Origin of the sequence: Frateuria sp. GZRR33, assembly GCF_051900425.1 — a bacterium.
Taxonomy (GTDB): Bacteria; Pseudomonadota; Gammaproteobacteria; order Xanthomonadales; family Rhodanobacteraceae; genus Frateuria_A.
Genome location: NZ_JBHZGK010000006.1, coordinates 23477 through 50185, shown reverse-complemented (window position 1 = coordinate 50185; position 26709 = coordinate 23477). Strand labels below are relative to the sequence as shown.

The 26709-nt window shown below is 69.1% G+C and carries 23 protein-coding genes and 1 pseudogene; 15 read left to right on the top strand and 9 right to left on the bottom strand.

All coding sequences use genetic code 11. The features are described from left to right. Nucleotides 1–17: 17 nt before the first annotated feature. Complete coding sequence (locus ACFWZU_RS09255; RefSeq protein WP_439701220.1) at nucleotides 18–443, top strand: TIGR01244 family sulfur transferase; 426 nt, start codon at nucleotides 18–20, stop codon at nucleotides 441–443. A 45-nt stretch (nucleotides 444–488) separates the two neighbouring features. Beyond that, nucleotides 489–1268 (top strand): sulfite exporter TauE/SafE family protein, encoded by a 780-nt coding sequence (locus tag ACFWZU_RS09250; protein WP_439701219.1) that lies wholly within the window; start codon nucleotides 489–491, stop codon nucleotides 1266–1268. A gap of 264 nt (nucleotides 1269–1532) precedes the next feature. Here the strand turns inward: ACFWZU_RS09250 and nth are convergent, their stop codons facing one another. Then, on the bottom strand, nucleotides 1533–2171 hold the full coding sequence (gene nth, locus ACFWZU_RS09245) for an endonuclease III (protein WP_439701218.1): 639 nt from the start codon (nucleotides 2169–2171) through the stop codon (nucleotides 1533–1535). After that, a complete protein-coding gene (locus ACFWZU_RS09240) occupies nucleotides 2168–2785 on the bottom strand; it encodes an RnfABCDGE type electron transport complex subunit B (protein ID WP_439701217.1) in 618 nt (205 codons plus the stop codon). Before ACFWZU_RS09240 ends, nth begins: the two co-directional genes overlap by 4 nt. 77 nt (nucleotides 2786–2862) lie before the next feature. On the opposite strand from ACFWZU_RS09240, the gene ACFWZU_RS09235 reads away from it, so the two are divergent. After that, nucleotides 2863–3156, top strand: coding sequence for a hypothetical protein (locus tag ACFWZU_RS09235; protein ID WP_439701216.1), 294 nt, complete (start codon nucleotides 2863–2865; stop codon nucleotides 3154–3156). A gap of 78 nt (nucleotides 3157–3234) precedes the next feature. Here ACFWZU_RS09235 and metG read toward each other — a convergent pair whose 3' ends face one another. Beyond that, nucleotides 3235–5322 (bottom strand): methionine--tRNA ligase, encoded by a 2088-nt coding sequence (gene metG, locus ACFWZU_RS09230; protein ID WP_439701215.1) that lies wholly within the window; start codon nucleotides 5320–5322, stop codon nucleotides 3235–3237. Between the two features lie 215 nt (nucleotides 5323–5537). Here metG and panD point away from each other — a divergent pair, with 215 nt between their 5' ends. Both panD and pgi read left to right on the top strand, forming a co-directional pair. Continuing rightward, nucleotides 5538–5924 (top strand): aspartate 1-decarboxylase, encoded by a 387-nt coding sequence (gene panD, locus ACFWZU_RS09225; protein ID WP_209614577.1) that lies wholly within the window; start codon nucleotides 5538–5540, stop codon nucleotides 5922–5924. A 454-nt stretch (nucleotides 5925–6378) separates the two neighbouring features. Then, complete coding sequence (pgi, locus tag ACFWZU_RS09220) at nucleotides 6379–8007, top strand: glucose-6-phosphate isomerase (protein ID WP_439701214.1); 1629 nt, start codon at nucleotides 6379–6381, stop codon at nucleotides 8005–8007. Nucleotides 8008–8160: 153 nt separating this feature from the next. Here the strand turns inward: pgi and queG are convergent, their stop codons facing one another. Then, a complete protein-coding gene (queG, locus tag ACFWZU_RS09215) occupies nucleotides 8161–9234 on the bottom strand; it encodes a tRNA epoxyqueuosine(34) reductase QueG (RefSeq protein WP_439701213.1) in 1074 nt (357 codons plus the stop codon). 40 nt (nucleotides 9235–9274) lie between these two features. On the opposite strand from queG, the gene ACFWZU_RS09210 reads away from it, so the two are divergent. The 5 genes from ACFWZU_RS09210 (at nucleotide 9275) to ACFWZU_RS09190 (ending at nucleotide 15814) form a co-directional block, all read left to right on the top strand. Next, entirely contained in the window at nucleotides 9275–10759 is a 1485-nt protein-coding gene (locus ACFWZU_RS09210; protein WP_439701212.1) for an NAD(P)H-hydrate dehydratase, read from the top strand. Further along, nucleotides 10756–11214: a tRNA (adenosine(37)-N6)-threonylcarbamoyltransferase complex ATPase subunit type 1 TsaE gene (gene tsaE / locus ACFWZU_RS09205; protein WP_439701211.1), complete on the top strand. Its 459-nt coding sequence runs from the start codon at nucleotides 10756–10758 to the stop codon at nucleotides 11212–11214. Before ACFWZU_RS09210 ends, tsaE begins: the two co-directional genes overlap by 4 nt. Before the next feature lie 161 nt (nucleotides 11215–11375). Further along, nucleotides 11376–12839 carry an N-acetylmuramoyl-L-alanine amidase gene (locus tag ACFWZU_RS09200; RefSeq protein WP_439701210.1) on the top strand — a complete coding sequence of 488 codons (1464 nt, stop codon included), beginning with the start codon at nucleotides 11376–11378 and terminating at the stop codon, nucleotides 12837–12839. Between the two features lie 128 nt (nucleotides 12840–12967). After that, complete coding sequence (gene mutL, locus ACFWZU_RS09195) at nucleotides 12968–14779, top strand: DNA mismatch repair endonuclease MutL (RefSeq protein WP_439701209.1); 1812 nt, start codon at nucleotides 12968–12970, stop codon at nucleotides 14777–14779. Nucleotides 14780–14899: 120 nt separating this feature from the next. Continuing rightward, entirely contained in the window at nucleotides 14900–15814 is a 915-nt protein-coding gene (locus ACFWZU_RS09190) for a DUF1684 domain-containing protein (protein WP_439701208.1), read from the top strand. Between the two features lie 77 nt (nucleotides 15815–15891). Here the strand turns inward: ACFWZU_RS09190 and ACFWZU_RS09185 are convergent, their stop codons facing one another. Continuing rightward, the gene (locus ACFWZU_RS09185) at nucleotides 15892–16674 is read right to left on the bottom strand and encodes an enoyl-CoA hydratase/isomerase family protein (protein ID WP_439701207.1); all 783 of its coding nucleotides are present in this window, start codon (nucleotides 16672–16674) and stop codon (nucleotides 15892–15894) included. 147 nt (nucleotides 16675–16821) lie between these two features. Between ACFWZU_RS09185 and ACFWZU_RS09180 the strand changes: the two genes are divergently transcribed. From ACFWZU_RS09180 to ACFWZU_RS09170, 3 genes and pseudogenes are all read left to right on the top strand, one after another. Beyond that, on the top strand, nucleotides 16822–17532 hold the full coding sequence (locus ACFWZU_RS09180; RefSeq protein WP_439701206.1) for an FKBP-type peptidyl-prolyl cis-trans isomerase: 711 nt from the start codon (nucleotides 16822–16824) through the stop codon (nucleotides 17530–17532). A 124-nt stretch (nucleotides 17533–17656) separates the two neighbouring features. Next, nucleotides 17657–18471 (top strand): annotated as a pseudogene (locus ACFWZU_RS09175) (NUDIX hydrolase). Then, nucleotides 18468–19331 (top strand): sulfurtransferase, encoded by an 864-nt coding sequence (locus ACFWZU_RS09170; protein ID WP_439701205.1) that lies wholly within the window; start codon nucleotides 18468–18470, stop codon nucleotides 19329–19331. The pseudogene ACFWZU_RS09175 and the gene ACFWZU_RS09170 overlap by 4 nt, the downstream one beginning before the upstream one ends. Before the next feature lie 100 nt (nucleotides 19332–19431). Here ACFWZU_RS09170 and ACFWZU_RS09165 read toward each other — a convergent pair whose 3' ends face one another. The 4 genes from ACFWZU_RS09165 to uvrA all read right to left on the bottom strand — a co-directional run bounded on the left by ACFWZU_RS09165 (nucleotide 19432) and on the right by uvrA (nucleotide 25568). Beyond that, complete coding sequence (locus tag ACFWZU_RS09165) at nucleotides 19432–20196, bottom strand: enoyl-CoA hydratase/isomerase family protein (RefSeq protein WP_439701204.1); 765 nt, start codon at nucleotides 20194–20196, stop codon at nucleotides 19432–19434. 285 nt (nucleotides 20197–20481) lie between these two features. Further along, complete coding sequence (locus ACFWZU_RS09160) at nucleotides 20482–21918, bottom strand: DUF4139 domain-containing protein (protein WP_439701203.1); 1437 nt, start codon at nucleotides 21916–21918, stop codon at nucleotides 20482–20484. Between the two features lie 246 nt (nucleotides 21919–22164). Beyond that, nucleotides 22165–22629 carry an acyl-CoA thioesterase gene (locus ACFWZU_RS09155; protein ID WP_439701202.1) on the bottom strand — a complete coding sequence of 155 codons (465 nt, stop codon included), beginning with the start codon at nucleotides 22627–22629 and terminating at the stop codon, nucleotides 22165–22167. Then, on the bottom strand, nucleotides 22626–25568 hold the full coding sequence (gene uvrA, locus ACFWZU_RS09150) for an excinuclease ABC subunit UvrA (RefSeq protein WP_439701201.1): 2943 nt from the start codon (nucleotides 25566–25568) through the stop codon (nucleotides 22626–22628). Before uvrA ends, ACFWZU_RS09155 begins: the two co-directional genes overlap by 4 nt. 176 nt (nucleotides 25569–25744) lie before the next feature. On the opposite strand from uvrA, the gene ACFWZU_RS09145 reads away from it, so the two are divergent. Together ACFWZU_RS09145 and rplU are read left to right on the top strand one after the other, a co-directional pair. Beyond that, on the top strand, nucleotides 25745–26278 hold the full coding sequence (locus tag ACFWZU_RS09145) for a DUF2059 domain-containing protein (protein WP_439701200.1): 534 nt from the start codon (nucleotides 25745–25747) through the stop codon (nucleotides 26276–26278). Nucleotides 26279–26392: 114 nt separating this feature from the next. After that, nucleotides 26393–26707 (top strand): 50S ribosomal protein L21, encoded by a 315-nt coding sequence (rplU, locus tag ACFWZU_RS09140; protein WP_231320672.1) that lies wholly within the window; start codon nucleotides 26393–26395, stop codon nucleotides 26705–26707. The last annotated feature ends 2 nt before the right edge of the window (nucleotides 26708–26709 follow it).

Genomic DNA, 26709 nt, shown 5'->3' with positions numbered 1-26709 from the left:
ACTTGCCAGGAGGTCTCATGCACATCCGCAAGCTCACCGACCAGGTCAGCGTGTCGCCGCAGATCCTGCCCGGCGAAATGGCCGACCTCGAAGCGGCCGGCTTCCGCAGCGTGATCAACAACCGTCCTGACGGGGAGGCGGAGGACCAGCCTTCCGATTCGGAGATGGCGCAGGCGGCCGCTGCGCACGGCCTTGCCTACCGGGCCATCCCGGTCGTGCCGGGGCGGTACGGCACCGACATCGTCGACGCCATGGCACAGGCGCTGGAGGAGATGCCCTCGCCAGTGCTCGCCTTCTGCCGTACCGGCACGCGTTCGACCACGCTGTGGGCGCTGCAGGCGGCCCGTGAAGGCGAAGCCGAGGCGATCGTCAAGACGGCTGCCGATGCCGGTTACGACATCGCTGCGCTCGCGCCCCGGTTGCGGGCGATGCGGCATGCGTGAGCGAATGCGGGCCGATTGCATGTCCTGTTGCCGGGTCCACGCCTGATGCTGGTGGGAGCCGGCGAGTGTCTGGCTGTGCTGTGCGGGTCGGCCGTGGGGTTTTCGCTTGCGCTGATCGGTGGCGGCGGGTCGATCCTGGCCACGCCGCTGCTGCTTTACGTGGTCGGCATGCGCGACCCGCACATGGCGATCGGCACCAGTGCGGTGGCGGTGTCGGCCAATGCCTTCGCCAACCTCCTGCCGCATGCGCGTGCGGGGCATGTGCGCTGGCGCGCCGCCTTCGTGTTCGCCGCGGCCGGTGTACTCGGTGCCTGGCTGGGATCGAGCGCGGGCAAGGCGATGGACGGCCATCGCCTGTTGGCGCTGTTCGCGCTGCTGATGCTGGTGGTGGCGTTCCTCATGTTGCGCGGGGGGCGCGGTGGGGCAGGGGACCGCTACCCGTTGCCCCATGCCTTGCCGCGGTTGGGCGCGGTCGGCATCGGCGCGGGCGGATTGGCCGGTTTCTTCGGCATCGGGGGCGGCTTCCTGATCGTGCCCGGGCTGATGTTCGCCAGTGGCATGGATATCATCAACGCGATCGGCACCTCGTTGTTTTCCGTCGGGACCTTCGCCGCGACTACCGCGGGCAACTACGCGGCCTCGGGACTGGTCGACTGGCGTGTGGCGGCCGAGTTCATCGGCGGCGGGGTGATCGGCGGGTGGCTGGGCGCCCTGGGCGCGCGCCGCCTGGCAGGCACGCGCGGCGCACTCAACGTGGTGTTCGCCGGCGTCATCGTGGTGGTGGCGATCTACATGCTCTACCGCTCGCTGACCCACGCGGCTTGACGCGGCTTTGGCCGGGCACGCTTGCGCCCGTCTCCGTACGGACCCGGCCCGCTTTGCCGGCGTCACGCCCGAAGGCGCCCCCATCCGCCTGTCGGCACCTTCCCCCGCGTTCGCGGGGGAAGGCTCGGCAGCGTGGCGCCGAGGCCCTTCCTCGCTCGCAGGAACAGGCTCGGCAGCGGGGGGCCGCTCCTTTGATCCTTCCCCCGTTGAGACGGGGGAAGGTGCCCGAAGGGCGGATGGGAGGAGTCTTATGCTGAACCCGACCTACGCCGGCAGCGTCTTGTGCTTGTACCGACAGAGATCGCGGATCGGGCAGATCGGGCAGTCGGGCTTGCGTGCCTTGCACACGTAGCGACCGTGCAGGATCAGCCAGTGGTGGGCATCCTTCTTGAATTCGGCCGGCACCACTTTTTCAAGCTTGTCCTCGACCTCCCGCACGTCCTTGCCCGGCGCCAGGCCGGTCCGGTTGGAGACACGGAAGATGTGCGTGTCCACCGCAATGGTCGGCTCGCCGAAGGCGGTATTGAGGACCACGTTGGCCGTCTTTCGCCCGACACCCGGCAGTGCTTCCAGCGCCTCGCGTGTGCGCGGCACCTCGCCGCCGTGCTGCTCGATGAGGAGCCGGCACAGCGCGATCACGTTCTTCGCCTTCGCGTTGTACAGACCGATCGTACTGATGTAGCGCTTCAGGCCTTCCTCGCCCAGCGCCAGGATCGCCTGCGGTGTGTTGGCCTTCGGGTAGAGCTTGCGGGTGGCCTTGTTGACGCCCACGTCGGTGGCCTGCGCCGAGAGCACGACCGCGACCAGCAGCTCGAACGGCGTGCGGTATTCCAGCTCGGTGGTGGGATGCGGGTTGAGCTCGCGCAGACGGGTGAACAGCTCGACGACGTCGGCGCGCCTCATGCCCGGGAACCCTGTTTGGCGCGGGCGCGGGCGAGTGCCGCCAGCACCGGGTTCTGCGGGGTGGCGGGTGTATCGACCGCCGCCTTGCGCGCGGCCAGTTCGGCTTCGCGCTCGCCCCGTTCCCGGGCCAGGCGTACTTCGCGGCGCTGGAAGTGCGTGCGGCAGGCCTCCGCGTGGGCGGGGTCTTCCACCTGCGCCAGGGGCATGGGTTCAAGCACGATGCAGTCGACCGGGCAGGCCGGTACGCACAGCTCGCAACCGGAGCACTGATCGGGCAACACCGTGTGCATCAGCTTGGCCGCACCGACGATGGCATCGACCGGGCAGGCCTGGATGCACTTGGTGCAGCCGATGCAGTCGGCCTCGACGATGCGCGCGAGTGTGCGCGGCTTCTCCACGCCATGTGCGGGATCGAGCGGCAGCACGGGCGTGCCCAGCAGTGCCGCAAGCTTCGCGATGCCGGCCGCCCCACCGGGTGGGCAGCGGTTGATTGGCGCGTCGCCGCGCGCCATCGCCTCGGCGTATGGGCGACAGCCGTGGAAGCCGCACTGCTCGCATTGGGTCTGCGGCAGCAGGGCGTCGATGCGGGTAACCAGATCGGTGACGTCGTTCATGATGTTCCGGGCGCCGTGCCGGGCGGGCATCGGCATAATCAGCGCCCTATTGTCCCGCAACTCGGCAGGAGCTTCACATGACCCGTTTCCGTCCTTCCCTCCGCGCTGCATCGCTACTGCTGGCTGCCGCCATCGGCATGAGCGGCACGTTGCTGCTCACCCACGCCACGCCAGCACGGGCGGAAACCGTGCAAGGCGATACCGTCACGGTGTTCGTCGATGCCACGCTGGGCTTCCGCAAGAACCACATGGCCAGGAAGCTCACCGAGTCGCACGCCGAATACGCCGCGCGCGGTTATCACGTGGTGGACCTGTCGGCCTACAACGAGAACGGCGACCTGGTCGGGTTCTTCGTCACCTACGCGCGCTGACGGTTTAACTGCAGAAGCGCACCTGTGCGCGACCGGAGCCTCACGGTCGCGCACAGGTGCACTCCTGCAAAGAGCGTGTCAGCGGACCGTTGCGCCGGGCTTCGCACCCTGGTCGGCATCCAGCAGGAACAGGTCGCTGCCGCCATCGCCGGCCGACAGGATCATCCCCTCGGACAGCCCGAAGCGCATCTTGCGCGGCGCAAGGTTGGCGATGAACACCACATTGCGGCCGACCAGCTTCTCTGGCTCGCCATAGGCGGCGCGGATGCCGGAGAAGATCTGCCGCGTGCCCAGCGGGCCGGCGTCCAGCTCGAAGCGCAGCAGCTTGTCCGAGCCTTCCACGAACTCGCAGGTGGTGACCTTGCCGATGCGCAGGTCGAGCCTGGCGAAGTCGTCGATGGCAATGGTGGCGGGCGTGTCGGTGGCGGGTGCTGCTGGCTCGGTCATGGGCTTGCGGGTTTCCTTGGATGACTTGGGCGCGGCCGCCGGAGCGGGCGCGAGCGATTCTCTGGACGCGTCGATCATGGCCTCGATGCGCTTCGGATCGATGCGCGCGAGCAGCGGCTCGAACGGGCCGATCGCGTGGCTGTGCAGTTCCGCGCGGGCGTCGTCGAAGTCGGCAATTGGCGCCTGCAGGAAAGCTTCCGCCGCGGCCACGGTGGCCGGCAGGATCGGCTTGAGCAGGCCGGCAAGCAGGCGGAAGGCGGCGAGCGCGAACGAGCACACCTGGTGCAGTTCGGCGCGGCGCGACTCGTCCTTGGCCATGGTCCAGGGCGCGGTGGCCGCGATGTGGCCGTTGACCAGGTCCGCCATCAACACGAAGCGGCGGGTAACCTCGGCGAAATCGCCGGCGTCATACAGCGCGTCGATGCCGTCGTAGTGTTCCAGCAGCGTGTTCCACAGCGTCTGTTCGGCGGCACCGAAGCGCGCACCCAGGCGGCCGTCGAAGAACTTGTGCACGAAGCCGGCGGTGCGGCTGGCGATGTTGACCCACTTGCCCACCAGGTGCGAGTTGACGCGTTCCTCGAAGGCCTTCAGGTCCAGGTCCACGTCCACCGGTGCGTCGTCCAGCATGCTGGCGAAGTAGTAGCGCAGGAACTCGGGATTCAGGCCCACGTCCAGGTAGGTGCGCGCCTGGATGAAGGTCCCGCGGGACTTGGACATCTTCGCGCCGTTGACGGTCAGGTAGCCGTTGACGTGCAGCGCGGTCGGCGTGCGGAAGCCGGCGCCGTGCAGCATCGCCGGCCAGAACAGGCCGTGGAAATTGATGATGTCCTTGCCGATGAAGTGGTGCATCTCGGCGCGGCTGGACGGGGCGAGGAAGTCGTCGAACTTGAGGCCGCGCGCGTTGCACAACGCCTTGAAGCTGGCCAGGTAGCCGACTGGCGCGTCCAGCCAGACGTAGAAGAACTTGCCTGGTGCGTCAGGGATCGGGAAGCCGAAGTAGGGTGCGTCGCGGGAGATGTCCCAGTCCTTCAGGCCGCCGTCCAGCCACTCGCGCAGCTTGGCGGCGACGCCGGCGTTGGCGACCGGCTTGCCGCCGGTGTAGCGGCCGGCGAACCAGTCGCGCAGCAGGGCCGCGAACTTCGACAGCTCGAAGAAGTAGTGTTCCGAGTCGCGAAGTACCGGCGCGGCGCCGGAAACCACCGAGTAGGGCTCGATCAGGTCGGTCGGGGCGTAGGTGGCGCCGCAGTTCTCGCAGTTGTCGCCGTACTGGTCCGGCGTGCCGCAGCGCGGGCAGGTGCCCTTGATGTAGCGGTCCGGCAGGAACATTTCCTTTTCCGGGTCGAACAGCTGCTTGATGTCGCGGCGCGCGATGAAACCGCCGTCGCGCAGGCGCGTGTAGATCAGCGTCGCCAGCTCGCGGTTTTCTTCCGAGTGGGTCGAGTGGTAGTGGTCGAAGTGCACGCCGAAGTCGGCGAAATCCGCCTCGTGCCCGGCGCGGATGCCCTCGATGAACGCCTCCGGCGTCATGCCGGCCTTCTGCGCGGCGAGCATGATCGGCGTGCCATGCGCGTCGTCCGCGCAGACGTACACCACCTCGTTGCCGGCCATGCGCTGCGCGCGCACCCAGATGTCGGCCTGGATGTAGCCCAGCAGGTGGCCCATGTGCAGCGGGCCGTTGGCGTAGGGCAGGGCGTTGGTGACGAGCAGGCGGCGGGTCATGGCGGGGCGGCGTTGCGGCGGGATCGCGCATTATGGCATGCGGGGTTTGGATGGCCGAACGCGCATAAGCCCTCGTAGGAGCGCACCCTGGCGCGACCGCGCGTAACCCGGTCGCGCACAGGTGCGTGCCTGCAGAGGGTTCCGATGTTGCAGCGCAGCGTCAGGGGTTCGATAATTGACGCACGCAGGCTGTTCCTGCCGGAAACACATCTGTCATGCACCTGAACATGCTCAAGGCCAAGATCCACCGTGCAACCGTGACCCACGCGGAATTGCACTACGAGGGCTCGATCGCGATCGACGGCCTGCTGCTGGATGCCTCGGGCATCCGCGAGTACGAGCAGATCCACGCGTGGAACATCAACAGCGGGCAGCGTTTCGTGACCTACGCGCTGCGCGCGGAGGAAGGCTCGGGAATCATCTCGGTCAACGGCAGCGCAGCGCGCAGCGCGCAGGCCGGCGACCTGATCATCATCGCCGCCTTCGTCGGGCTCAGCGAGGCGGAACTGGAGAAGTTCCAGCCGACGCTGGTGTACGTGGATGCGGACAATCGCATCAGCCACACCAACCGCTCGATCCCCAAGCAGATGGCCGCCGCCTGACCGGATCCTTCCTCCGCGTCCGCGGAGTGCCCTGGTCGTGCCGTGATCCTTCCCCCGTTTACGGGGGAAGGTGCCCGAAGGGCGGATGGGGGAGGCCTTGCGAAAGGCTCGCCCAAACATCGCGCCCAAAAGCGCCCCCATCCGCCTGTCGGCACCTTCCCCCGCGTTCGCGGGGGAAGGCTCGAGCGCGTGATGCCACCCGATGTGTCGGACATGTCCTCCGCGTCCGCGTAGCCCATGATCCTTCCCCGTTTACGGGGGAAGGTGCCCGCAGGGCGGATGGGGGAGGCCTGGCGAGAGGCTCGCCCAGGCATCGCGCCGAAAAGCCCCGTCGCCTGTCGTGCCCCCCCCCCCCCCTCGTTCGCGGAGAGGCTCGGCGCGTGGTGCCGCCCGACGTGTTCCTCACGCGCGCCCGGCTTAAGATGCAAGGCTTCCCTCGCCAGCGCGTCTGCCCATGCCCGCCAACGTCCCGACGTACGCTTCGCTGTTCGCCGACCACGCCCACCGCCTTTCGCAGACCCACCTGCGCACGCTGATCGCCGATGCGGCCCGCGGGGCGCGCCTGCGCCACCGCGCCGGCCCGCTGCTGCTCGACCTCAGCCGGCAGAAGCTGGACGTGCCGGCACTCGATGCCCTGGGTGCGCAGCTGGAAGCGAGCGGCTGGGAAGCGGCGCGTGACGCGATGTTCGCCGGCGAGCCGATCAACACCTCCGAGGACCGCGCGGTGCTGCACACGGCGCTGCGGGCGGGCGCTTCGTCGATGCCCTCGCCGGCACCGGCCGGGGCACGCCGCGAGATCGAGGCGACACTCGAGCGCATCGGCCAGCTTGTCGACGCCATCCATGGCGGCCAGCAGGCGGCCCTGGGGCTGCCCGATACGGTCACCGACATCGTCAACATCGGCATCGGCGGTTCGGACCTGGGGCCCCGGCTTGCCGTTGCCGCGCTCGCGCCATTCCGCACACCGAAAGTGCGCAGCCATTTCCTGACCAACGTCGACGGCCAGGCTGCCTACGACCTGATCACCCGCCTCGATCCGAGGACAACGCTGGTGGTCATGGTTTCCAAGACCTTCACCACGCAGGAAACACTGCTCAACGGCAACGTGCTGCGCGGCTGGATCCTGGAGGCCTGCAACGGCGACGAGCGCGAGGTGGCGCGGCATTTCCTGGCGGTCAGCGCCAACACGGAGGTCGCAGGCAGCTGGGGCGTGCCGCTCAGGCAGATCTTCCCGATGTGGGACTTCGTCGGCGGGCGCTACTCGCTGTGGTCGGCGGTCGGGCTGTCGCTGGCCCTGGCGATCGGCACGCAGGGCTTCCGTGCGGTGCTGGCCGGTGGCGCGCGCATGGACGACCACTTCCGCAGCGCGCCGTGGCAGGAGAACCTGCCGGTGCTGCTGGCGCTCGTCGAGATATGGAACCGCGACGTGCTGGGTTACCCGACGCGCGGCGTGGTGCCTTACGCGGACCTGCTCGGCGACCTGCCGAGCTACCTGCAGCAGCTGGAAATGGAGAGCCTGGGCAAGTCGGTGACGCCGCAAGGCCAGCCAGTGGGCCAGCCGACCGTGCCGGTGGTCTGGGGCAGCGTCGGCACCAATGCGCAGCACGCCTATTTCCAGGCGCTGCACCAGGGTACCGAGGTGGTGCCGCTGGACCTGATCGGCATCGTCAACCCGGCGCATCCGCTGCATGGCAATCACGACGCGCTGCTGTCCAACCTGCTCGCGCAGGCGGCCGCGCTGGCGCTGGGCAAGACCACCGAGGAGGCGCTGGCCGAGAACCCCGCTGGCGGCCCGACGCTGGCAGCCCAGCGCACGTTCCCGGGCGACCGCCCGAGTTCCGTGATCCTGCTCGATGCGCTCACCCCCGAGAGCCTGGGCGCACTGATCGCGCTGTACGAGCACAAGGTGTTCCTGCTCGGCCACCTGTGGGGCATCAACGCGTTCGACCAGTGGGGCGTGGAGCTGGGCAAGAGCATCGCGCGGCAGATCCTGCCGGCGTTGCGCGGCGAGCAGTCGGACGTGCCGCCGCTGGATGCGGCGACCTGCGCGCTGATCGGTGCCATCCACGAGCGCCGCACCTGACGTGCAGGAGCGTACCTGCGCGCGACCGGCACTGCGCCGCGTGCCGACCCATGCCCTCGGAAGTTGCGTTACCTGTGGGAGCGCACCTTGTGTGCGACCGGTAATGCCGCACACCCGGTGTGCCCGCATGGCGGGTCGCGACAGGGTGCGCTCCTACAGCGGCGCGGTTCCGTGGCGTGCCAGTGCCCAGGCGACGTGTTCGCGGACGACGGGCGAGGGGTGCTGCTCCCGCGTACGCAAGGCGGCGACCACCTCGGCCGTCGGGGGCGCATTGCCCAACGCGACCGCGATGTTGCGCAGCCAGCCCTCGTAGCCGGTACGGCGGATCGCCATGCCCTCCGTGCGGCGCAGGAACTCCTCCTCGCTCCACGCGAACAGCGCCACCAGCTTCGCGCCGTCCAGGCTGTGCCGCGGCGCGAAGTCCGGCTCCGTGGCGTCCTGTGCGAACTTGTTCCAGGGGCACACGAGCTGGCAGTCGTCGCAGCCGAAGATGCGGTTGCCCATCGGTGCGCGCAGATCCTCGGGGATCGAGCCCTTCAGTTCGATCGTGAGGTAGGAGATGCAGCGGCGCGCGTCGAGCCGGTAAGGGCCCACGATCGCCTGGGTGGGGCAGACGTCGATGCAGCGCGTGCAGGTGCCGCAGTACGCCGTGGCGGGCGCGTCGATCGGCAACGGCAAGTCGGTGTAGAGCTCGCCGAGGAAGAAGTAGGAGCCGGCGTCCCTGTTGATGAGCACGGTGTGCTTGCCGATCCAGCCCAGCCCGGCGTTGCGGGCGAGCGCCTTCTCCAGGACCGGCGCCGAATCCACGTACGCGCGGTAGCCGAACTCGCCGATCGCCGCGCGGATGCGCTCGGCGAGCTTCTGCAGCCGGTTGCGCATCAGCTTGTGGTAATCGCGGCCCAGCGCATAGCGGGCCACGTAGCCGGCCTCGCCGTCGTTGATCACGTCCCAGGCGTGCCGGGTCCCCGGCGCGCGGTAATCCATGCGCACGGAAATCACGCGCAGGGTGCCCGGTTCCAGTTCGGCAGGGCGGCTGCGGCGGGTGCCGTGGCGGGCCATGTAATCCATTTCGCCGTGCAGGCCGTCCTCGAGCCAGCGTTCCAGGTGCGACTCGTCCTCGCCCAGCTCGACGCCGCTGATGGCGGTTTGCGCAAACCCCAGCTCGTGCGCCCACTGTTTGATCTCGCGGGCCAGGGCGGCATAGTCGGGGGAGGGAACGACGGACATGCATCCATTGTAAGTGCGGGCCCGCACCTATAATCGCCCGATGACCGCGCCACATCGCCACGCCCTGTATACAGTCGCCCAGGTGCGCGCGCTGGACCGGCGTGCGATCGAGGTGCTGGGGATTCCCGGCTACGAGCTCATGCGCCGCGCGGCGGCCGCGGCGTTCGCCACCCTTCGCCGGCATTGGCCGCACGCGCAGCGCATCGCGGTGTACTGCGGGCCCGGCAACAACGGCGGCGACGGCTATCTGCTCGCGCTGCTGGCGCACGAAGCCGGCATGGCCGCCGACGTGCTGGCCCTGGCCGAGGCCGCGGGCGAGGGGGACGCAGCCCGCGCCCGGACCGCCTGCGAGCAGGGAGGCGTACCGGTCCATCACTGGGACGGCATGTCACCGTTGCCCGAAGCGGACGTGCACGTCGACGCGCTCTATGGCACCGGCCTGAACCGTCCGCCGCAGCCGGCCGCGGCCGCGCTGATCGAGCGACTCAATCTTGGCGGCAAGCCGATCCTGGCTCTGGACGTGCCCTCGGGGCTGAACGCCGACACCGGTCGCTGCCCGGGCGTGGCGATCCGCGCCAGCCTCACGGTCAGCTTCATCGCGGCCAAGCGTGGCCTGCATACCGGCCAGGCCAGCGCACATACCGGGCGCGTCGAGCTGGCCACGCTTGGATTGCCCGAAAGCCTGTGGCAGGAAGCGCCCGATGCGCACCTGCTCGAAGCGGCAACGTTGCCGCCACGCCCGCGCGATGCGCACAAGGGGCGCAACGGCCACGTACTGGCCATCGGCGGCGACCACGGCACCGCGGGCGCGGTCCGCCTGTGCGGGGAGGCCGCCCTCCGCGGCGGTGCGGGCCTGGTCAGCGTGGCGACGCGGGCCGAGCAGCTGGTCTCGCTCAACGCCGCCCGCCCCGAACTGATGGCGCATGCGGTCAACGGTCCCCAGGCACTGGAGCCCTTGCTCGAGCGGGCGACCGTACTGGCGGTCGGCCCGGGCCTGGGACAAGGCGCCTGGGGGCACGCGCTCTGGCTGACCGCCCTGGACAGCGCGCTGCCGCTGGTGCTCGATGCCGACGGTCTCAACCTGCTGGCGGCCGAGCCGCGGCGCTTCGATCCGACGCGTCAGGTGGTGATCACACCGCACCCTGGCGAGGCCGCGCGACTGCTGGGATGTTCCGTTGGCGACGTCGAGGACGATCGCTTCGCCGCCGCGCGCGCGCTTGCACGACGCTTCGGCACGGTGGCGGTGCTCAAAGGCGCCGGGTCGCTGGTGGCCGACGAGGATGGCCGTCTGGACGTCTGCCCCTGGGGCAATCCGGGCATGGCCTCGGGCGGCATGGGCGACCTGCTGACGGGCCTTGTCGCTGCCTTGCTGGCGCAAGGCTGCAGCGCCCGGGATGCCGCCCGCCTGGGCGTGGGCCTGCATGCCCGTGCCGGCGACCTGGCCGCCCGCGAAGGTGAGCGCGGCCTGCTCGCCAGCGACCTGTTCGCCCCGCTGCGCCACCTTCTGAACGGACTGGATGCATGAGCTACTGGACCCTCCCCGACGAAACTGCTACCACGGCGCTGGCCCAGCGCTTCGCCGCGGCGGTCGACGGCGGCCTGGTGATCTACCTGCATGGCGACCTGGGCGCAGGCAAGACCAGCTTTGCCCGCGCGCTGCTCACCGCGCTTGGCGTGGGCGAGCGGGTCAAGAGTCCCACCTACAGCCTGGTGGAGTCCTACCGCGCCGGCGAGCTCACGGCTTGGCACCTGGACCTCTACCGCATCGCCGATCCAGGGGAACTGGAATGGCTCGGGCTGGATGCCCTGGGCGATCCGGCCGCGCTGGTGCTGGTCGAGTGGCCCGAACGGGGTGCCGACGCCTTGCCCGCGCCGGACCTGGTGTTCGAACTGGAGCACGCCGGCCATGGGCGGCGTGCGCGCGCGGACCCGCGTAGCAAGCGCGGCAGGGCCCTTCTGGAACGCCTGGGCGAAGGCTAAGTTACGGTTCCGTAAGAAAAAACAATCCGCCGCGCGTGCGCGTGGAGGAGCGCGGCCGAGGTCCAATACCTTGGGTTTGCATGACAAAAGCAACGCAGGTTATGGATATCCAAGGGAAAAACGCTTGCAATCGCGTTTTTGCTGCGTTTCAATGCGGCGCCATGACACGTACGTTTGCGCGCCTGGGAAGTCTGGCTGTGGTGGCCCTTGCCGCCGCGTTGCCGCTGTGCCCTGCGCAGGCGGCCGACGTGCAGGGCGCGCGCGTATGGGCGGGCCCCGAGTACACGCGCGTGGTGTTCGACCTGTCCGGCCCGGTGGACTACAAGCTGCGTCGTGACGGCAACACGATCGAACTGCAACTGCACAGCAGCGACCTGGCGCAGGGCTTCGACGCGCCAGCGGCGCAGGGTCTCTACAGGAGCCTGGACAGCCGGGTTTCCGCTGGCGAGCTGGATCTGGTGGCGCATGCCGCCGCGGGTGCACAACCGAAGAGCTTCCTGCTCAAGCCCGCGGGTGAACACGGCTATCGCCTGGTGCTGGATCTCTACCCCGGCAAGGACGGAGCCATCGCGGACGAGGCGGACAACCTGACGCCGGACGACCCCACGCCCGGCGTGCTGGCCAGCGTCAAGCCCACCTCCAGCGTGGGCAAGGGCGCCAGACAGGCTGCCGCGCTGCTCGGCGGCGAGCGCAAGGTGATCGTTGCGGTCGATGCCGGCCACGGCGGCAAGGATCCCGGTTCGCACGGACCCAGCGGCACGCAGGAAAAGGACGTCACCCTCGCGGTGGCGCGCGCCCTGGCCGCCGAGATCAACCGCCAGCCTGGCATGAAGGCCGTGCTGACCCGCGACGGCGACTATTTCATCCCGCTCAAGCGTCGTTACCAGATCGCCCGCGAGCAGAATGCGGACATGTTCGTCTCGGTCCACGCCGATGCCTTCACCAGCAGCGACGCCAAGGGCTCCTCGGTGTGGGTGCTGTCGCCGCGCGGCAAGACCTCCGAGGCGGCGCGCTGGCTGGCCGACCGCGAAAACCGCGCCGACCTGATCGGCGGCGTCTCGCTGGACGACAAGGACGACAGCCTCGCCGCGGTCCTGCTCGACCTGCAGCAGGGCTACGCCATCCAGGCCAGCGAGGCGATCGCCGGCAACGTGCTCAAGGCGCTGGCCAAGCTGGGCCCGACCCACCGCGGTCACGTCGAACACGCCAACTTCGTGGTGCTGCGCTCGCCGGACGTACCCTCGATCCTGGTCGAGACCGCCTTCATCAGCAATCCGGCCGAGGAGCGCAAGCTGCGCGATCCGGCACACCAGCACCAGCTGGCGGAGGCGGTGATGGGTGGCGTGCGCAATTACTTCGAGGCGACCCCGCCGCCGGGCACCTGGTTTGCCGCGCAGGCGATGCGTCGCAGCGGCATCCTGGCGTCCGCCAGCGAGCCCGCCGCGACGGTGGCGGACACGCGCGCCGATGCCAACGTGCGCGACCTGCACCGGGTCGCACGCGGCGAGAGCCTGGGCAGCATCGCGCGCCAGTACGGCGTCAGCGTGAACGCGCTCAAGAGTGCCAACCGCATGAGCAGCGACACCGTGCAGGCCGGCGCGGTGCTGGCCATCCCCGCCGGCTGACCCAAACCGAAATCCCTGCAGGAGCGCACCTGTGCGCGACCGTTACGCATCCGGGTCGCGCACAGATGCGCTCCTGCAGAGTGCCTGGCGGCGTGGGCAACTTCGTCCCCACCCATTAAGCTTGCGCGATGCCCGTCATCCGCCAGCTTCCCCCCGACCTCGTCAACCAGATCGCCGCCGGCGAGGTCATCGAGCGCCCGTCGTCGGTGGTCAAGGAACTGGTCGAGAACAGCCTCGACGCCGGCGCAACCCGTATCGAGGTGGACATCGAGCAGGGTGGTGCGCGGCTGATCCGCGTGCGCGATGACGGCGGCGGCATCGGCCCCGACGACCTGCCGCTGGCGGTGGCCTCGCATGCGACCAGCAAGATCGGCAGCTTCGACGACCTCGAGCACGTCGCCAGCATGGGTTTTCGCGGCGAAGCGCTGGCCTCCGTCGCCTCGGTGGCGCGTTTCGCGCTGACCTCCCGGTTGCGTGACGCCGACAGCGCATTCCGTCTGGAAGTGGATGGCGGCCGCATGCAGCCGGTGTGTCCTGCGCAGCATCCGGTCGGTACCAGCGTCGAGGTGCGCGACCTGTTCTTCAACGTGCCGGCGCGGCGAAAATTCCTGCGTGCCGAGCGCACCGAGCTCGCGCACATCGATGACCTGCTGAAGTCCCTCTCGCTGGCGCGCCGCTCGGTGGAATTCCGCCTGAGCCACAACGGCAAGCCGCTGCGCCTGTTCAGGGCCTGCCCCGACCAGCCCTCGGCGCTGGCGCGCGTGGCCGAGGTGCTCGGCGAGGGGTTCCCGGCGCAGAGCCTGCACATCGATCACGCCGCGGCGGGCATGCAGCTCTCCGGTTGGGTCGGGCTGCCGACTGCGTCGCGCGCGCAGGCCGACGGGCAGTACTTCTACGTCAACGGACGGCTGGTGCGCGACCGCGTGGTCGCCCACGCCGTACGCCAGGCCTACGCCGACGTGTTGTTCCACGGCCGGCATCCGGCTTTCGTGCTGTACCTGGAACTCGACCCGGCCGGGGTGGACGTCAACGTGCATCCGGCCAAGCACGAGGTGCGCTTTCGGGAGCAGCGGCTGGTGCACGACTTCCTGTTCCGCAGCCTGCACGAGGCGCTGGCGCAGACGCGGGCGGGACTGGCCGTGCCGCCGCCGTCGCCCGAATCGCCGCTCTCGCCGGCACCGGCGTACGCCTACGGCAGCCCTGGCGGTTCGCGCCCCGCGCAGTTCGCGCAGAGCCGGCTCAGCCTTGGTCTGCGTGACGAGCCGCTGGCCGGCTACGCCGCGCTGCTCGGCGAGCCTGCGGCGCAGACGGGGGCTGCCGTGACCGTGGCCATGCCCGAGGCCGACGAGCGCGAGGCGCCCCCGCTGGGTTTTGCCATCGCGCAGCTCAAGAGCATCTACATCCTCGCCGAGAACGCGCACGGCCTGGTGCTGGTGGACATGCACGCAGCGCACGAGCGCATTACCTACGAGAAGCTCAAGGCCGGTCGCGCCTGCAGCAACCTGCGCTCGCAGATGCTGCTGGTGCCGCTCAACCTGTCGGTCAGCGCGAAGGAGGCGGCAGCCGCGGAGGAGCACGCGGAGGCGCTGGCCGAGTGGGGCCTGGAGCTTTCGCGCAGCGGTCCGTCCACCGTGGTGGTGCGGCGCATCCCCGCGTTGCTGGAGGGCGCCGACGTCAACCAGCTCGTCACCGACGTGCTGGCGGAGCTGGCCCAGCACGGCAGTTCGCGCCGCCTGCAGGAGCTGGAGAATGAGCTGCTCTCGACGATGGCCTGCCACGGTTCCGTGCGCGCCGGGCGTCGCCTCACTCTGCCCGAGATGAACGCGCTGCTGCGCGAGATGGAGGCGACCGAGCGCTCGGGCCAATGCAACCACGGGCGGCCGACCTGGGTGCAGCTGTCGCTGGGCGAGCTCGATCGTCTGTTCCTGCGCGGTCGCTGATGCCGTAGGAGCGCACTTGTGCGCGACCGGATGCATGGCGGTCGCGCACAGGTGCGCTCCCACAGGGGCGGGATGCAGGCTCGTCTATACTCGATGGCCATCCCCCATGCTGGAGAGCCCATGCTTCGCGCCAGCCTGTTCGTCGCCGCCATCACCCTGGGAGCCGTTGCCGTGCACGCCGCCGATACCGATCCGTACACCCGCCAGATCGAGCAGTGGCGGGCCGACCGCGTCGCGAAGCTGACCGCGCCGGACGGCTGGCTGAGCCTGATCGGGCTGGAATGGCTGCACGAGGGTGCCAACCGTATCGGCAGCGCCGCCGACAATGACATCGTGCTGAGCGCCGGTCCTGCACACCTGGCCACGGTGACCCTCGGTCAGGACGGCACCGCGCGCATTGCGCTGGACAAGGACGCCGGTGCCACCGTCGACGGCAAGCCGGTGGCCGAGGCGACGCTGGTCGACGACATGCACGCCGGTGCGGCGGGTCCCACGCTCGTGCGTTTCGGCAGCGCGAGCTTCTACGTGATCGATCGCGACGGCCGCAAGGCGCTGCGCGTGAAGGACCCGGAAGCGCCCACCCGCGCGCACTTCGTGGGCATCGACTATTTTCCGATCGATCCTTCCTGGCGCATCGAAGCCAACTGGGTACCCTTCGCGCCCGGGCACAAGCTGGAAATCGGTTCGGTGATCGGCACGATCGAGGCGGTGGACGTGCCCGGCAAGGCGGTGTTCCAGCGCGACGGCCACACCTTCGAGCTGATGCCCTACCAGGAAGAGCCGGGCGGCGAGCTGTTCTTCGTGATCGCCGACCGCACCTCCGGCAAGCAGACCTACGGCGCCGCGCGCTTCTTCTACGCCGCCTTGCCCCAGGGCGGGTTGTCGCACCCGGGCAAGGTGGAGCTGGACTTCAACAAGGCCTACAACCCGCCGTGTGCATTCACGCCGTTCGCGACGTGCCCGTTGGCGCCGCCGGAGAATCGGTTGGATGTCGCCGTGACCGCCGGCGAGAAAAAGTACCGCGGCGGACACTAGTCGCCTCATTGTAGGAGCGCACCTGTGCGCGACCGGGATGCATGGCGGTCGCGCACAGGTGCGCTCCTACAAAAAAATCAGCGGCCGTTGAACGCGGCCTTGCGCTTTTCCAGGAACGCCTGGGTTCCCTCACGCATGTCCTCGGTGGCGAAGGCCAGCGCGAAGCCCTGCGTTTCGAACTCCAGGCCCTGGTCCAGCGCCGTTTCACCGCCGAGCAGGATCGCATCGAGGATGCCGGCGGCGGCCAGCGGTGCAGCGGCGGCCAACTGGTCGGCCAGCGCATTGACCGTTTCGTCCAACGCCTCGGGCGCTACCACGCGATTGACCAGCCCCAACTCATAGGCACGCGCCGCAGCGATCGGTGCGCCGGTCAGGCACAGCTCCAGCGCGGCGCTGCGACCGGCCAGGCGCAGCAGGCGCTGCGTGCCGCCGAAGCCGGGGATCAGGCCCAGGTTGATTTCCGGCTGGCCGAACCTGGCCTTCTCGCTGGCCACGCGCAGGTGGCAGGCCATCGCCAGCTCCATGCCGCCACCCAGCGCGAAGCCTTGGATGCGCGCGACCACCGGCTTGCCCAGCCGCTCGATCGTGCTCATCAGGCGCTGCCCCGTGCGCGAGAACGACTGCGCCTGCACCGGTGTATAGCCATTCATTTCGGCGATGTCGGCCCCGGCCACGAAGGCCTTTTCGCCCGCGCCGGTGAGCACCACCGCGCGCACGGCATCGTCCTGCGCCGCCTGGGTGAAGGCGAGAGTCAGTTCGTTGAGCGTGTCGCGGTTGAGCGCGTTGAGCTTGTCGGGGCGGTTGACGGTGATCACGCGCACCGCGCCGCGGTTGGTGATTTCCAGGTTGCGATAGGCCATGACAAGCGCTCCGATGGCAAGGAAAACGCGCATGGTAGCGCGGGAACCTTTGCGGCTGCGCGGGATCGAAGCAAACGCCGGTTGCGGCGCTGCATGGCCTCGCCAATGCGCATAGCATGTCGGTACCGTCGACGTTGGAGGCAAGGCATGACACGACTGGGTGGGTTGGCGCTTGGCATGCTGCTGCTGGGAAGCGTCGCGCATGCGCAGGACCGCGCCGATGCGCCGACGTCGCAGGTCAAGCTGGACAAGCACAAGCTGTCCTATGCGATCGGGTACCAGATCGGCAGCCAGTTCGCCGGCGGCCAACCGGACGTGGACCTGGCTACCGTGCAGAAGGCCATGACCGATGCGTATGCCAAGCGCCATCCGGCCGTCTCGATGCAGGACATGCATGCCCAGCTCCAGCGGCTGGAGCAGCAACTGCACGCCAACGCCGTGGCCGAGTTCAAGCACATCGCCGAGGCCAATGCGCGCAAGAGCGCCGACTACATGGCGCAGAACCGCAAGCGCCCCGGTGTGGTCCAGTTGCCTTCGGGCATCCAGTACGCGGTGATCGCGTCGGGCAAGGGCACCGAAAGACCCAGGGTCACCAGCACGGTGACGGTCAACTACCGCGGCATGCTGGTGGACGGCACCGAGTTCGACAGTTCGTGGGCACATGGCGCGCCGGTCACCTTCCAGGTCGACAAGGTCATCCCCGGCTGGCAGGACGTGATACCGCGCATGCACGTGGGCGATCGCTGGAAGGTGGTGATCCCGCCCCGGCTCGCTTACGGCGAACGCGGCCAACTGCCGCGCATCGGGCCAAACGAAGCGCTGGTGTTCGAGATCGAATTGCTCGACATCGCGAAGTAGGCGAGTCCTTCGCGCACGAGTGGCAAGACCGTTCGCGCCAAGCGCAGCCCGCGGGGCGAAGTCGAAGCGCATGTCGCGGCCATCCGCACAGCCACCCCTGTGCGCATCGGCTAAAATCGCACGAATGCCGCATGATCCCCTTGTCCCCGCCGCGCCACTCACGCCCTGCATCGGCATTTGCCGGCTGGACGCGCGCGGCTGGTGCGAGGGCTGCCTGCGCAGCGGCGAGGAAATCGCGCGCTGGCGGTCCATGGACGACGCCGAGCGCCTGCGTTACATGCGCGAGATCCTGCCCGCGCGCGCGAGGACGTGATGGACGGCGCGCCCGAGCGACCGTTCCAACGGCTGCTGGATGGGCTGCCGCAGGCCCTGCGTTCGCTTTCCGATCCACCGGCGGCCCCCGGATGGAACCATGCCCAGATGGCCGACCTCCTTGGCGACACGCCCAGGCGTCCTGCGGCGGTTCTCATCGGCGTGCGCGAAGGCGTGCAGCCGCGACTGGTCTTCACCGTGCGCACCGCCCACCTGCAGTCGCACGCGGGGCAGGTCGCCTTTCCGGGTGGCCGGCAGGACCCGGAGGACGTCGACGCGATCGACACCGCCCTGCGCGAGAGCGAGGAGGAAATCGGGCTGGAGCGCGCGCTGGTGCAACCGCTGGGCTTCCTCGACTGTTTCGAGACGATCAGCGGCTACTGCGTCACTCCGGTGGTCGCGCGCATCGACGAGGGCGCGGTGCTCTACCCGACGCCGGCGGAGGTGGCCGAGGTTTTCGAAGTGCCGTTCGCGTTCTTCCTTGAACCGGCAAACCTCAAACGCTATGTGATGGACTACCGCGGGCATCGGCGGCCGATGGTGGAATTCGTCCACGGCGGCCACCGCATCTGGGGCGCCACCGCCGCGATGCTGCTCAACCTCCTTGAAAGGATGAAAGACGCATGAGCCTGCATACCACGCTGATCGATGCGGCCACGCTGGCCGCGCTGCCGCCGGACGAGGTGCTGATCGTCGACTGCCGGGCGGACCCTGCCGGCGCCGGCGCGTCCGATCCGGACAAGCCCGAGCGCGAGTACCGGCAATCGCACATCCCCGGCGCGGTGCATGCCAGCCTGGAACACGACCTGTCCGATCTTGGCCGCGAGGGGCAGGGGCTGGGACGTCATCCGCTGCCGCTGGAACAGGCGTTTTCCGCCGTGCTCGGCCGCTGGGGCTGGCGCCCGGGCCTGCAGGTCGTGGCCTACGATGCCGGCAGCAGCGCGCTGGCGGCCGCCCGGCTCTGGTGGCTGCTGCGGCTGGCGGGCGTGCGTGAGGTCGCTGTACTCGATGGCGGTTTCGCCGCCTGGCGCGAAGCCGGCTTGCCGGTGGAAAGCGGTACCGTGGAGCGAACGGCCAGCCAGGCCGACCTGCACTTCAATCCCCACCAGGCGATTACCGACCACGCCACGCTGCATGCCGATCCGGCGCCGGTGCTGTTGGATGCCCGCGCCGCCGCTCGCTATCGCGGCGAGACCGAACCGCTGGACCGTGCTGCCGGCCACGTGCCGGGTGCCCTCAATCGCCCCTTTGCCGACAACCTCGACGCCAGCGGCCGGTTCAAGCCGCCGGCGCAGCTGCGCGAGGAGTTCAGGGCGGTGCTGGGCGACACGCCGCCGCAGACGGTGGTGCACATGTGTGGCTCGGGGGTCACTGCCTGCCACAACCTGCTGGCCATGGAACATGCCGGGCTGCACGGCTCGCGCCTGTACGCGCCATCGTGGAGCGGCTGGCTGAGCGACCCGTCGCGGCCCATCGCCACGGGTTGACGGTGGCTCTTTCTCCCTGTTCGCAAGCGGGGAAGGGGGCCTTCGGGGCAGAAAGAATCCTTTCCCGACCCTCCCCTGCGAGCAGGCGTGGGGGCCTCTTTCAGCCCGCGCTTTTTGCCTTCAGCCTCGCCACCAGCCCCTGCAGCGTCGCCTGCGTTTCCGCGTTGAAGTAAGCGTCCATGAACGCGTCAAGCGGCAGGGCATCGACATCCTTCCACGCCTCGCGCAGGTCGGCGCGGGCCAGTTCGCGCGTCGCCAGCATGGCGTGGCGGGGGAGCGCCAGCAGTTCGGTGAGCCAGTGGACCGCGCGGGTGACCACCTGGTCCACGCTGGTGAGCTCGTCCACGAAGCCACAGGCCAGCGCCTGCTCGGCCTCGATCATGGCGCCGGCGACCAGCAGCCGTTCGGCGCGGTAGATGCCGACCACGCGGCGCAGTGCGAGCTGGATGCAGTCGGGCACCATCAGGCCCACCTGCACTTCGTTGAGGCCGATCCGGAACGGGCCCTGCGCCATCACGCGGTAGTCGCAGAACAAGGCGAGCACGGCACCGCCCGCCGGGCTGTGGCCGGTGATCGCGGCGACCGCCGGGATCGGCAGGTAGGCGAGGTCTGCGCACAGGTCGAACAGCGCGCGCCAGTAGGCGCGGACGCCGGCGCGGTCGCGCTGGAGCAGTTCGGGCACGTCCACGCCGGCGGAGAACAAACCCTGGGCGCCGGAGATCACCAGGCCGCGCGCGCCGTCGCGTGGCGCCTGGGCGAGGGCATCGCGCAGGGCGCCGATGAGGTCCAGGTTCAACGCGTTGACCGGTGGACGGGCCAGGCGGATCTCGGCGATGTCGCCGTCGTGCGGAAGGATGTCGAGCATGGAGGATTCCTTGGTTCGTCGGGCGCAAGCTGGTGGGATTGTCGCAAGTTTGCCCCATCCGCCCTTCGCACCTTCCCCCGCAGAGCGGGGGAAGGATCAGTGGGTGGCAGTCCGTGGTCGAGCCATCCCCCAAGCAGGGTGGGGATCGGTAGGCGGCAGCCCGTGGTCGAGCCTTCCCACCCAAGCAGAGGAGGACCAGGAGGGGCAGTCCGTGATCGAGCCTTCCCCCGCTCCGCGGGGGAAGGTGCCGACAGGCGGATGGGGGAGGCCTTGCCCCGGACCCGCCTACTCGGCCCAGCGGTAGTGCACCGCGTAGTCCAGCGTCGCCTTGCCGCCGGCCGGCACATTCACCTTGAACTCCAGTACGTCCGGCGATTGCTTGCTCGGCTTGACCGACGAGGACGCCAGGGCCCATTCGCGCCAGCGGCTGGGGTGTTCGCGTACGGTCACCACGCGCGCCGATTCGCCGGCATTGGTGAGCGTGATGCGGAAGGCTTCGTCCATCGTGCGGGCGGCCTTGTCCACCTTGAAGGAGGTGCGCTCGCGCTCGGCGCGCAGGTCGAACGCGGTGCCCAGGGTGAGGGTGGCATCGCTGCCCTTGGGCGTGTCCTCGATGCGGCCTTCGCCCAGGAATTGCGGCGTGCCGCGGTTGTCGTTGCCCAGCACGCGCAGGTAGCCGGCGGGCAGGCTGTCGAACGCGGCAAATCGCAGGGTACTTTCGATGGTGTTGCCGCCCCCGGTGTTGAAGTCGGGGGCGAGCATCGGCTCCGGAGGCGTCCACGCATTGCCGTTCTCGTACAGGGCGGTGCGCTCGCAGGCCAGCGTCCGGGGCGTGTATAGCGGCACCTGGCTCACGCTGCCGTCCGGCAGGTCGACCGGCTGGGGGAGCGTGTAAAGACGGTAGTCGCCCAGCGAGGATTGCCGGGGCATGTCGGCCGCTTCGCTCTTGTACGCGCGGGCCATAGAGACCGCCATCGGCTGGGGCGCGTCCGGCTTGGCGAAATGCGGTTCGCCCGCGACCAGCTTGAGCGTGGCGTCGTGCCAGTCCCGCCCGCTGCGGTTGGCGATGCTGGCGCGCGATTCGAACTGCATGCGGCAGGCATTGCCCGGCTCGAGCGTGCCCACATAGGCGGCACGCCAGCCCAGGCCTGCGGTGGGATAGCTCAGCGTGGCAGTGGCGTTGCCGGCGCGTGCTGCGTCCACGCGCAGGCGCAGGCTCGCACCGGTGGGGAAGTCGCCGCCGGCGCTGCGCACGGCGGCGTAGTCGCGCACCAGCGTGTTGCCGAGCGTGCCCTTGACCAGCAGGCCATTGCCCGCGCGCAGCAGCGTGCCTTGCGCCAGCGATTCGCCGTTGCCGCCGAGCACGGTGATGTCCTGCCCCACCAGGCCGGCGAGCGCCGCCTCGTTGCCCTGTCCCAGCAACAGGCGCTGGGAAATCACCCGGGCCTGGTCGTTGGCGAAGGACAGGGCGATGGCTTCGGGGTCGAGGTAGAGCGGAAGATCGCCCAGGGTGATGTCCTGGGTCCCGGCCTTCAGGTGCAGTGTGCGTTGTTCGCGCGCCACCGCATGGCCTTCGGCCACGCTGCCGTCGCCCGCGGCGGTGTACAGCGCGGGGTTGTCACTGCGGTAGAGGGTCAGTTCGGTGTCGGTTGCCTGGACGGCGGGTGCCAGGCAGGCGGCAGCGCAGGCGAAGGCGAGGGCACGGCGAGGGGGCAGGGTCATGACGAGCTCCTTCGTGGGGAAGGGCCATCATAGAGGCATGGGCCTGGAGGCAACGCACCAACTCCAGGTCTGGCAGTCTGGACGGCCGTCGCGACGAGCCTTCGAGTCCACGGGCTTCGTGCCGACGCTCGGGTGACCGGCTGCGCCGGGTCCCTTTCAGGAAAACGTCGCGAGAGCGAGGCGCGCAACGCCCGGGAGAGCGTCGCAGCGCCTGTCTGGCATGCCCGGGATCGCGAGCGTTGGCAGCTAGCCGGCCGCCTCGCGGATCGCCTCGGGTAGCGACACCGGCTTGCCGCTGGCCGGGTCCATCCAGACCATCACTACGTGGCCGTCGCCGTAGAGGCGGTCGGCATGTTCGACGTCCAGGATGCGGTGGCCGATGGTCATCGAGCTGTTGCCCAGCCGCTCGCAGAAGAGTTCGACACGAAGCTGTGCCGGCCACTCGATCGGGCGGCGGTAGTTGAGCTGGACGGCGGCCATCACCGGCATGGCGTGGTCGTCGAACCACGGGCCCGGTACGTGGCTGAGCCACTGCAGCCTCGCTTCTTCGAGGTAGGTCAGGTAGTTGGAGTTGTTGACGTGGTTGAACGCGTCCAGGTCGCGCCAGCGTACGGGCAGGGTTGCCGTGAAAAGCGGCGAGGGCGAGGCCGATACAGGCTGTTCGGCAGGCGCTTCGGCCTCGGCCTTCTTCGTCGGCTTGCGCGGGCTCATGGGGCCTTCTTCCTGCGGGGCATGGGCCGGTGCTTGTCGGCCGAGGCGATGTGCTTGAGCGTGTTCTTGGTGCGCTTGGCCGCCGGCTTCTGCGCCGCTGGCGTGGGCGCCGGGGTCTTCAGGTGCGGCAGCAGGAAGCGTCCCGTGTGCGACTCGGGCGAGGCGGCCACTTCCTCCGGGGTGCCGGCGACCAGGATGCGGCCGCCGCCGGCGCCGCCCTCGGGGCCGAGGTCGACGATCCAGTCGGCGGTCTTGATCACGTCGAGGTTGTGCTCGATCACCACCACGGTGTTGCCCTGGTCGACCAGCTGGTGCAACACATCCAGCAACTGCTCGATGTCGTGGAAATGCAGGCCGGTGGTCGGCTCGTCCAGGATGTAGAGCGTGCGGCCGGTGTCGCGCTTGGACAGCTCCTTGGAGAGCTTCACGCGTTGCGCCTCGCCGCCGGAGAGCGTGGTCGCGCTCTGGCCGAGCTTGATGTAGTCCAGGCCGACGGCGCGCAGCGTGTCGAGCTTGCGCGCGATGGTCGGCACGTTCTCGAACAGCTTCAGCGCGTCCTCCACCGTCATGTCGAGCACGTCGGCAATCGTGTTGCCCTTGTAGTGGATCTCCAGCGTCTCGCGGTTGTAGCGCTTGCCGTGGCACACGTCGCAGGGCACATAGACGTCCGGCAGGAAGTGCATCTCCACCTTGATCATGCCGTCGCCTTCGCAGGCCTCGCAGCGGCCACCGCGCACGTTGAAGCTGAAGCGGCCCGGCGTGTAGCCGCGCGCACGCGCCTCCGGCACCTGGGCGAACAGCTCGCGCAGCGGCGTGAACAGGCCGGTGTAGGTGGCCGGATTCGAGCGCGGCGTGCGGCCGATCGGCGACTGGTCGATGTCGACCACCTTGTCGAACAGGTCCATGCCGCTGACCGATTCGAACGGCGCCGGCTGCGCGCCCGCGCCGTTCAACTCGGACGCGGCCAGGCGGAACAGGGTGTCGTTGACCAGCGTGGACTTGCCCGAGCCGGACACGCCGGTGACGCAGGTGAACAGCTTGGCCGGAATGGACAGGTCGACATGCTTCAGGTTGTTGCCGCGCGCGCCTTTGAGACGCAGCCAGGCGTCCTCGTCGACCGGCTTGCGCCGCTCGGTCGGCACTTCGATCGCGCGTGTGCCGGACAGGTACTGGCCGGTTAGCGAACGCTCCGAAGCCAGGATGTCCTTGAGCGTGCCCTGCGCCACCACCTCGCCGCCGTGCACGCCGGCGCCCGGGCCGATGTCGAGCACGTGGTCGGCCATGCGGATCGCGTCCTCGTCGTGCTCGACCACGATCACCGTGTTGCCCAGGTCGCGCAGGCGGGTAAGCGTGCCCAGCAGGCGCTCGTTGTCGCGCTGGTGCAGGCCGATCGAGGGTTCATCGAGCACGTACATCACGCCGACCAGGCCGGCGCCGATCTGGCTGGCCAGGCGGATGCGCTGGGCTTCGCCGCCGGAGAGCGAATCGGCCTGGCGGTCCAGCGTGAGGTAGTTGAGGCCGACGTCGTTGAGGAAGGTCAGGCGCTCGCGGATTTCCTTGACGATCTTGGCTGCGATCTCGCCGCGCCAGCCGGCCAGCTTGAGGTCGGCAAAGAACCCCAGTGCGTCGTCGATCGAACGGTTGGTCAGCGCCGGCAGCGGCTGGTCGGAGACGAACACGTTGCGCGCCGAGCGGTTCAGGCGCTGGCCTTCGCAGGTGGGGCAGGGATGGTCGCTGATGTACTTGGCCAGCTCCTCGCGCACCGCGGACGATTCGGTCTCCTTGTAGCGACGCTCGAGGTTGGGAAGGATGCCCTCGAAGGCGTGCTCGCGGGTCACCCGGCCGCCGCGCTCGGTGAGGTAGCGGAAGGCGATCTTCTCCTTGCCGCTGCCGTACAGGATCGCCTGCTGGACGTGCGCAGGCAGGTCGCGCCAACGCGTGTCGGCCTCGAAGCCGTAGTGCGCGGCCAGCGAGAGCAGCATCTGGAAGTAGTGCGGGTTGCGCCGGTCCCAGCCACGGATCGCACCGTTGGAGAGCGGAAGCTCCGGATGGCCGACCACCCGCGCCGGATCGAACACCTGGGTCACGCCCAGGCCGTCGCAGCTCGGGCAGGCGCCGATCGGCGAATTGAACGAGAACAGGCGCGGTTCGAGCTCCGGCAGCGAGTAGTCGCAGACGGGGCAGGAATAGCGCGAGGAAAGCAGTTGCTCGGGCGCGCTGTCGTCGTCCATGTCGACCACGATCACCAGGCCGTCGCCCAGGCGCAGCGCGGTCTCGAACGATTCGGCCAGGCGCTGCTTGAGGTCCTCGCGCGGGCGGAAGCGGTCGATCACTACCTCGATGGTGTGCTTCTGGCGCAGGGTCAGCGGCGGCACCGCGTCGAGTTCGTACACCACCCCGTCGACGCGGGCGCGCACGAAACCCTGCGCGCGCAGCTGGTCGAACACCTGCACATGCTCGCCCTTGCGCTCGCGCACCACCGGTGCGAGCAGCATCCAGCGCTTGTCCGGGTCCAGCGCCAGCGTGGCGTCGACCATCTGGCTGACCGTCTGGGCCTCCAGCGGGATCGCGTGGTCCGGGCAGCGCGGCGTGCCGACGCGGGCGTAGAGCAGGCGCAGGTAGTCGTAGATCTCGGTGATCGTGCCGACGGTCGAGCGCGGGTTGTGGGAGGTCGACTTCTGCTCGATCGAGATCGCCGGCGAGAGGCCTTCGATGTGGTCGACGTCGGGCTTTTCCATCATCGACAGGAACTGCCGCGCGTAGGCCGAGAGCGACTCGACATAGCGGCGCTGGCCTTCGGCGTAGATGGTATCGAAAGCGAGCGAGGATTTGCCCGAGCCGGACAGGCCGGTGATCACGATCAGGCGATCGCGCGGCAGGTCCAGGTCGATGTTCTTGAGGTTGTGCGTGCGGGCGCCGCGGATGCGTATGGTTTCCATGCGCGCTGGGATATGGGGGAGACCGGCCACTATACCAACCTGCCGAGGTCAGAAATTGAGACTCGGTAGGGCGGGCTTCAGCCTTCCGCGGCCCTGGAGACGGCCGGCTTCGAGCTTTCCGTCGGTCGCTGGCTGTGGCCAAATGCCGAACCCTGCGATGCGACGAGGAGACCCCCATGCGCAAGTGGACCGGACTGGGCGTTGCCCTTTGGCTGGCGACGGGAACCGTGCTGGCGGCTTCGCCCAAGCCGCCCAGCGAGGCACAGGTGCGCGCGCTGATGGACGTGTTCGGTGTCGACCGCATGCTGGGCCAGATGAACAGCCAGATGGCCGCGATGATGCAGCAGCAGCTGCCCTGCGTTCCGGCCAGCTACTGGCAGGGCTTCATCGATGCCAAGGGGGCGCAGGAACTGACCGAGCGCATGGTGCCGATCTACCAGCGCCATTTCAGCGCGGCCGATATCCAGGGGCTGCTCAAGTTCTACCGCTCCCCGCTGGGCAAGAAAGTGGTTACCGAGATGCCCGCGACCATGGCCGAGGGCATGCAACTGGGCCAGGAATGGGGCCGCGAGCGCGCCCAGGCGATGCTGGCCGAACTGCAGAAAAGCGGTCGGATCGACGCCCAGGGCCGCTGCCCGGCGTCGCCTGCCGCCACGCCCGGGGCGAGGCTGTCGGCGCCGGCGTCCGGGGGCTCGTCCGCAACGCCTTGAGCGGGTTGCTTAAAGATTGACCAGCGACGGACGGCGCCGCTATACTTCGCCGTTCACCACGGCCGTCACGCGCGCGGTGAGACCCAAGAGAATAACGACAGAAGGGACCATCCCATGAGTTATGCAGTCATCAAGACCGGCGGCAAGCAGTACCGCGTCCAGCAGGGCGACGTGCTGCGCGTGGAGCTGCTGGATGCCGAGGAAGGCGCCAACGTGAGCTTCGACCAGGTGCTGCTGGTCGGCTCGGGCGATGCGGTCAACGTCGGCGTGCCGACCGTTGCCGGCGCCACCGTTTCGGCCACCGTGCGTCGCCACGGCCGCGCCGACAAGATCCGCATCATCAAGTTCCGCCGCCGCAAGCACCACAAGAAGCAGATGGGGCACCGGCAGCATTTCACCGAAGTCGAGATCACGGGCATCAACGCCTGATA